The organism is Herbidospora sakaeratensis (assembly GCF_001570525.1).
GTDB classification, from domain to species: Bacteria; Actinomycetota; Actinomycetes; order Streptosporangiales; family Streptosporangiaceae; genus Herbidospora; species Herbidospora sakaeratensis.
This window is the reverse complement of sequence record NZ_BBXC01000033.1, coordinates 40,227-47,251: the sequence shown is the minus strand read 5'-3', so window position 1 is coordinate 47,251 and position 7,025 is coordinate 40,227. Positions and strand designations below refer to the sequence as shown.

The following is a 7,025-nucleotide window of genomic DNA, read 5'->3' as shown; positions in this document are numbered from 1 at the left end:
CTAGCGGGCCAGGGGCAGGTTGATCCTGGGCAGTCCGTCGGGGCCGTGGGTCACCTCCGCGGCCACGCCGTACACCTCGGCGAGCAGGCGGGCCGTGACGACCTTCTCCGGCGGGCCGGCGGCGACCAGGCGGCCCCCGCTCAGCACCGCCAGCCGGTCGCAGGCGGCCCCGGCGAGCTGGAGGTCGTGCAGCGCGGCGACGACGGTGACCCGCAGGGATCGCACCAGCCGCAGCAGCGCGACCTGGTGACGCAGGTCCAGGTGGTTGGTGGGCTCGTCGAGCAGGAGCAGGCCGGGCTGCTGGACCAGCGCCCTGGCCAGGTGCACACGCTGCCGTTCGCCGCCCGACAGCAGGGCGTATGGTCTGCGGGCCAGCGCGCGCACCTCGCAGCGCTCCATCGTGTCCTCGATCAGGTCCTGCTCGGTGCGGGTGAGCCGTCCCAGGCTGCCCAGGTAGGGCACGCGGCCCAGCGCGACGATCTGCTCGACGCTGTTCTCCAGGTCGGCGGGTGAGTCCTGGGTGACGACGGCCACCCGGCGCGCGACCTCACCGGCCCCGGCGGTCCACACGTTCAGCCCGTCGACCGTGATCCGGCCCCGATCGGGGCGCTGCCGCCGGTAGACGCAGCGCAGCAGGCTCGACTTACCGCTGCCGTTGGGCCCGATCAGGCCGAGGACCTCCCCCGGCGTCACCGACAGCGTGATGTCGCGCAGGACCGGCGCCCAGGAGACGTCCTCGATGTCCAGAGCAAGGCTCATGCCATCGCCCTCCGGTTCGCACGGGCCAGCAGCACCAGGAAGAACGGCGCGCCCAGCAGCGCGGTGATGACCCCGATGGGGATCTCGTCGGGCTGGTTGAGCAGGCGGGCTCCGACGTCCACCCACACCATCAGCAGCGCGCCGGCCACGGCGCTCAGCGGCACCACCCACCGGTTGTCGCCGCCGACGACCACGCGCACGGCGTGCGGCACCATCAGCGCCACGAACCCGATGCCGCCGCTGACCGACACGACCGCGCCGACCGTGATCGCCGAGCCGATGACCAGCCGCACCCGCAGCCGGTTCACCTCGACGCCGAGGCTCGTGGCCCCTTCCTCTCCCAGGACGAGGGCGTTGAGCCCGGCCGAGCGCAGCCAGAACCACACGGCGGACACCGCGACCACGATCGCGGGGACGGGCAGGTCGCTCCACTGGGTTCCGGACATCCCGCCGAGGGTCCAGAACAGCGCCGACCGCAGTTGGGAGTCGGGTGAGTTGAGGACGATGAAGTTGGTCGCCGCCTCCGCCAGGGCGGCCACGGCCACGCCGGAGAGGATCAGCCGGGTGACGCCGAGCCGGCCGCCGTCGCGGGCCAGCAGCAGCACCACCGTGAAGGTGACCATGGCGCCGGTGAAGGCCGCCAGCGGCAACAGCCACGACAGGCCGGACATCAGCGCCAGGACCGCGCCCAGCGACGCCCCCGAACTGGCGCCGATCAGGTAGGGGTCGGCCAGCGGGTTGCGCAGCACCCCTTGGAGCACCGCGCCGGTGACGGCCAGGCCCGCGCCGACGACCGCGCCGAGCAGGACCCGGGGCAGCCGGATGTCCCGCACGATCACCGCGAGTGGCCCCGAGGGCGCGTCCTGAGCGGCGAAGACGATCCGCCACACGTCCGTGAAGGGGATGTCGACCGGTCCCAGCCCGACGGCGGCGACGAGGGACAGGCCGAGCAGCACGCCGAGCAGCGCCACCGAGCCCGCCAGGGTCACCCGCCGGACGGTCAACGCCGAAAGCCCTCGGCGAGGGCCTTGAGCGCGCGGCCGCTGCGCAGGCCGGGCTGAAGGTCGTTGACGGGGATGACGACGAACCGGTTCTCCCTGACCGCGGTCACGTCCTTGATCGGGGCGTAGGAGCGCATCCACGCGATGGCCTCGTCGGCCGGTTCGAAGACCTGGTCCTCCACGATGATCACCTGAGGGTCCCGTTTGACCAGTTCCTCCCAGGAGACCTGCCCGAACTCCTTCGTCTCGGGGAAGATGTTCTCCCCGCCGGCCCGGCGGGCCAGGTCGTACACCAGAGTGGTGGCGCCGCTGGTCAGCGGCTTGTCCTTGCCTCCGGCGTAGTCGAAGACGCGCAGCGCGGGCGTCACGGGCGTGACGGCGTCGACGTCGGTCTTGAGCGCGGTGACGAGCTGCTCCGCTCTGTCCTGGACGCCGAAGACCTGGCCCAGCGCGCGAAGGTCGTCATAGGTCTGCTCGACGGTGGCGGTGCCACCCGGGCAGCTCGCCGACAGCAGATGGCTGTTGACACCTTCCTTCTGGAGCACCGCCCGGTCGCCCAGCGCCTTGGGGCCGTAGTCGTCGGGGTAGCCGCTGACCACCAGATCCGGGTCGGCCGCGTAGACGACCTCCTTGGACGGCGGCGGGAAGGCCGATTCCGAGATCACCTTCACGCCGGTCAGGTCGGCGGCGTACTCCTGCATGATGTCGGTGGCGGCGACGGTCCCGGCCAGCCGATCCTTGAGGCCCAGGGCCAGCACGACCTCCGTGGCGACGGTGCTGGAGGTGACGATGCGCTCCGGCGGCTCGGCGTAGGCGTAGACGGTGCCGCAGTTGGTCACCTCGACCGGCGCGGGAGCGGCGGGAGCCGCCGCTTCAGTGCCGGACGTGCCGCAGCCGGCCAGCAGGACGATCGCGGCCAGCGCCGATAGGGGTTTCTTCACTGTTTCTCCTTGGGGGCGACACGCGCGGCGTACTCGCCGCGGACGCGCAGGGTGTCGAGGATCGCGGCGGGCACGTTCCCGGCGACCTCGGTTGTCGCGGCCACCAGGCAGGCCTGGTCGGCGGCGAAGGCGGCGAGCTCGGCAGGCCCGAGATCGGCCAGGTCGGCCGCCGGGACACGGTCCGACACGAGGGCGATCCACTCGGCGAGGGCGGCCCCGTGGGGGCGGGCGCCCGTGGCGGCGGCCACCAGACGCAACGTGGCGGCGCGTTCGAGCTCGTCGTAGCGGCCCTCGGCGCGCAGGCCGTCCAGGACGGCGTCGACGACGGAGGCGGGGAGCGCGGTACGGCCCGCCGGGCGCACGGCGCGCCACGGGGAGGTCTGCTCGAAGTGCCAGGCGCGCTCGGCGGGCCGGACGCCGTCGCGGGCCAGCAGGTCGAGGAGCGCGAGGGCGTCGGCGAGCTTCACGTCCCGCCGTCCGGTGGGCAGCCACTCGCGCAGCGGGGTGTCGCGGCCCGCCAGCAGGCCGGGCCAGCGCCGGTCGGGATAGTGCAGCGCCTTCGCCGCCGCGGTCAGTTCCGCCGCCTCCTCGCCGGACACCACGCCTTCCTCCACGGCGGCGCGCAGCGTGGCCCTGATGGTGACCATCGCCTCGTTGACCGGGCGATGCCCGTGTCCGGCGTCCAGATGGGCGACCGCGACCTCGTCGTCGTCGGTCAGTTCGCCGGCGACGATCGCCCGGTAGACCTCACCGACGCCGGTCATGCCGTAGGGGGCGAGCTCGGCGGCGCGCAGCGCGCCCATGCTGGCCGCCCCCGCCACGGCGACGCCTTCGGACATCGCCCAGAGGATCTCCTTGTGCCAGACGGCGGGGACGTGTTCGTACACCCCGTCGACGAGGGCGACGACACGAGGGCGGCCGGCCGCGACCAGGCCGGCGACGTCGCCCTGGCCGGCCGGGGCAGCACCGCGACGTCGCGGCCGGGCAGGGCGTCCCTGATCCGGCCGGCCGGGATCGTCGGACCGGCGAAGACGGCGATCTCAGGCATCGGCGGGCTCCGATCCGAAGGCGAGCGCGCGGGGGCCGGGCAGGGTCGGTTCGCCGGTGAGCGCGCCGGCTCCCTCCAGGCCGGGGACCAGCGCCTTGACGACGGGCACGCCCAGCGACGGCCGGGTCAGGTCGACCGCGGTCACCTGGTCGAGACCGGCCGCCGCCAGCCGGTCGAGCAGCCAGTCGAGGTCGTCGCCGAGCAGGTCGTGGTCGGCGCCGGCGACCGTGAAGGGCCGGGCGTACGGCAGGGTCGCGCGGAGCGCGTCGCGCAGTTCCGCCAGGCCGTCGACGTCGGTGGTCTGCGCGTAGCGCTCCCGGGTGACGTCGTCGCGCGCGCCGGAGATGGTGATCAGCCGCGACTGCGCCGCCTCGGTCAGCGCCCGCTGGACCGCCACGGCCGGGCACGGGTGGCAGCCCAGCCCGGTGGCGGCGGGCAGCGGCCGGAACGGGTCGGGTTCGGCGGCCACGATGTGGCACAACACCACCGGCACGCCGAGGTCGGAGGTGAGGTCGAACAGCGCCGCCTCGACGCCCGCCCGGTCGTACCGGTCGAGCAGCCGCGCCGTCTCCGGGTCGGTCAGCGTGGCGGCGTCGATCCGGGCGCCGGCCTGGGCCGGGCCGTCGCGGAGGTCCCACAGGGCCGCCGCGTCGCGTTCGACGAGTTCGCACAGCGCGTGGACCAGCGCCTCCAGCGCGCTGTTGCCCCCGGCCAGCCCGTTGCTGTCGCGCGAGAGCCCGTGCCCGGTCAGCGCGGGCGGCAAGGTGAAGTCGAGACTCACCGCCTCGTACGGCACCGCGCGCGGTTCCCCCGTGCGGACGTCGGCGCCGTCGAGCCACAACAGCGGGGTCACGTCGTCGAGCACCCCGTCGGCGGTCCGCGGCAGAAGGCGGGGGTCGAGCGCGGCCGGTCCGAGTTCGGCGGGCCGGGCCAGCCGCAGCGGGCGGTCGATCACCTCCGCGTGGGCGTGCTCGACGGCTTCCATGGCGGCCGACACCCGGCTCGCCGCGCGGCTGACGCCCTTGCCCTGGCTGACCGACAGGCTGCGGGCGTTGGGCCGGTAGGCGGTGGCGACCGGGATGCCGATGAGGTCGAGGCCGGTCACGTCGGCGACGCGCGTCACCCCGCAGGCGGGCAGCGCCGGGCCGAGCCGCCGCCAGGTGTCGTCGAGCGTGGCGGCGCGGTGGGTGCCGGTTCTGGTGAGTTTGCGACCGGGCCGGTCGAAGGTCCAGGGGTCAGGCATGGGGCACCGGCAGCCTCTCGACGCGGCCGGGCAGCGGGTCGAGGCCCGCGCCCAGGAAGGGGTAGGCGGCCGGTCCGGTGGAGCGCAGCCCCGGCACCACGACCCGGGCCACGCGCACCCCCGCGGCGGCCAGGTCGGGCGGGGTGAGGTCGACCGTGATCACGTCGAGGCCGGGGGCGGTGGCCGGCGGGCCGGAGGGCTCGCCGCCGGCGAGGCGGTCGCGGACGGCCGAGGCGACCCGCTCGTCGGCGAGCAGTTGCAGCGTGCAGAGCACGTCGGTGGCGTCACTCAGGTCGGGGGCGTACGCGTCGAGATACCGGCGGTCGTCCCGGTGCGGTCGCAGCGGACCGGCGGGACGTTCCCACTCCGGCACGCCGCCGGCGACCTCGGCGAGGGCGTCGAGGGAACGCAGCGCCTCGGCGGCGGCCGACCGGGCCGAGCCGGTCGCGCAGCCGACGCCGAGGAGGCCGTCCGGCGTGGCCGCCACGCACAGCACCACCGGCGCGCCCGGCGTGTTGGGCACCGACCGCCACGTGAGCTCCGCCCCGGCCGGGACGGGCAGCGGCGGCCCGTCGACCCGGGGGAAGGCCGCTCCCCCGTGCCAGGCGGTGGCCAGGGCGTGCCGTTCCAGGACCTCCGCGAGCGCCGAGGCGCGGGCCGCCTCCAGGGTGGGCCCGGCGGCGATGCCCGCGGCGATCGGCAGGTGCGCCGGGCGGCCCCGCACCCGCGCGTGCTCGCCGGGCGACAACCAGACCAGCGAGGCGGGCACCCACACCTCGTTCCCGTCGCCGGTCCGGCCGGGCGTCCACGACAGCACGTCGTCGCGGCGCAGGCCCGCGAACGGGAAGCCGGGGCGGTCGAGCTGCTCCGGGGAGTAGAGGGCGAGCCGGTCGGGGTCGACGGCGGCGTCGAGGTCGTGCCAGGTCGCGCGGCGGAGCCGGGCGTCCGGGACCAGGTGGCCGGCATATCGTTCGGCGGCCTCGCCCAGCGCCCTGAGCCGGGCGCGGGCCGGGTCGCCGAAGGACGCTCCTCCGACGAGGGGGTTGCCGAGGGGGTGGGCGAACCGGCCGGTGGCGGCCAGTTCGGCGGTCGCGGTGTGGAGCACGGCGTGGCTGCGCCCGGTCACCAGCCGGGTGACCAGGCCGGTGCGGGGGTCGAGCAGGACGTCCATCGGATCTCTCAGGTGTGCGGCAGCGGGACGAGGTTGACGTCGGCCTCCGCGAGCGGGGCGGCGCGCAGCCCCAGGCGGACCGGATCGGTGTAGAGGCGGTCGCCGCCGAGGAAGGGGAAGGCCGCGGGCGGGTTGGAGTAGGCGCCCGGGACGACCACGCGGACCACCCGGGCCCCCGTCGCGGCCACGTCGGAGGTGGTGAGGTCGACGGCGTGGGCACGCAGGCCCAGCGCCGCGGCCCGGTCGAGGTAGGCGCGGCAGACGTCGCCGGTGATCGTCGGCAGGTCGTCGAGGCGCACCGGGTCGGCCCGGCCCGTGATGGGTTCGAGTTCCCCGGCCATCGCCGGGTCGAGCCAGATCTGGCTGTGGCAGGCCAGGTCCACCACGTCCCTGAAGTCGCTCCGGTAAGAGGCGGCGTAGGCGCGGTCGGCGCGGTGCGGTTTCAGCAGGTCCGGACTGAGCACGCCGTCTTCGACAGCCTGGTAGATCGCGCCGTCGGGCTCCAGCAGGCCCAGGGAGTAGATCCGCAGGGTCACCGCCTCGGCCATCGCCTTCGCCACCGCGTGCGCCGGATCGGGCCGGGCGGCGACGCCGAAGGTGTGGATGCCGAGGACCGGGTCGCGGAGCAGCACGCCGATCACCGCGACGTCGAACGTCGTGGGGATGCTCACCACGCGATAGCGCAGATCTCCCGCCGCGCGCCCCCAGCCGGGGCCCAGGCCCGCGTCGGGACGCAGCAGGTGGGCCAGCCGGGCGTCGGCCACGTCCACCGGGGCGGCCGGGAGCCGGTTGGCCCACCAGATGACGGTGGCGTCCCGCTCGATGACCTCCTCCAGCCCCGAGGTCAGCGCGAAGCGCAGGT

Annotated in this window: 7 protein-coding genes; all 7 read right to left on the bottom strand. The window is 75.2% G+C overall.

The window, feature by feature from the left end:
• Positions 1-759, bottom strand: coding sequence for an ABC transporter ATP-binding protein (locus AW271_RS37800; protein WP_062343145.1), 759 nt, complete (start codon positions 757-759; stop codon positions 1-3).
• Entirely contained in the window at positions 756-1,748 is a 993-nt protein-coding gene (locus AW271_RS37795; RefSeq protein WP_218008297.1) for a FecCD family ABC transporter permease, read from the bottom strand. Before AW271_RS37795 ends, AW271_RS37800 begins: the two co-directional genes overlap by 4 nt.
• A gap of 11 nt (positions 1,749-1,759) precedes the next feature.
• Complete coding sequence (locus AW271_RS37790; protein ID WP_062343141.1) at positions 1,760-2,701, bottom strand: ABC transporter substrate-binding protein; 942 nt, start codon at positions 2,699-2,701, stop codon at positions 1,760-1,762.
• A complete protein-coding gene (locus AW271_RS37785) occupies positions 2,698-3,588 on the bottom strand; it encodes a TfuA domain-containing protein (protein ID WP_062343139.1) in 891 nt (296 codons plus the stop codon). The genes AW271_RS37790 and AW271_RS37785 overlap by 4 nt, the downstream gene beginning before the upstream one ends.
• Before the next feature lie 153 nt (positions 3,589-3,741).
• Positions 3,742-4,992, bottom strand: coding sequence for a YcaO-like family protein (locus AW271_RS37780; RefSeq protein WP_062343137.1), 1,251 nt, complete (start codon positions 4,990-4,992; stop codon positions 3,742-3,744).
• Positions 4,985-6,163 (bottom strand): YcaO-like family protein, encoded by a 1,179-nt coding sequence (locus tag AW271_RS37775; protein ID WP_062343135.1) that lies wholly within the window; start codon positions 6,161-6,163, stop codon positions 4,985-4,987. Before AW271_RS37775 ends, AW271_RS37780 begins: the two co-directional genes overlap by 8 nt.
• Positions 6,164-6,171: 8 nt before the next feature.
• On the bottom strand, positions 6,172-7,025 hold an 854-nt coding region (locus tag AW271_RS42050), incomplete at its 5' end, for a YcaO-like family protein (protein WP_218008296.1).

Bases quoted from the DNA above. Each gene is read 5' to 3' on its own strand.
- AW271_RS37800 (WP_062343145.1), bottom strand. From the start codon at position 759: ATGAGCCTTGCTCTGGACATCGAGGACGTCTCCTGGGCGCCGGTCCTG.
- AW271_RS37780 (WP_062343137.1), bottom strand. From the start codon at position 4,992: ATGCCTGACCCCTGGACCTTCGACCGGCCCGGTCGCAAACTCACCAGA.
- AW271_RS37775 (WP_062343135.1), bottom strand. From the start codon at position 6,163: ATGGACGTCCTGCTCGACCCCCGCACCGGCCTGGTCACCCGGCTGGTG.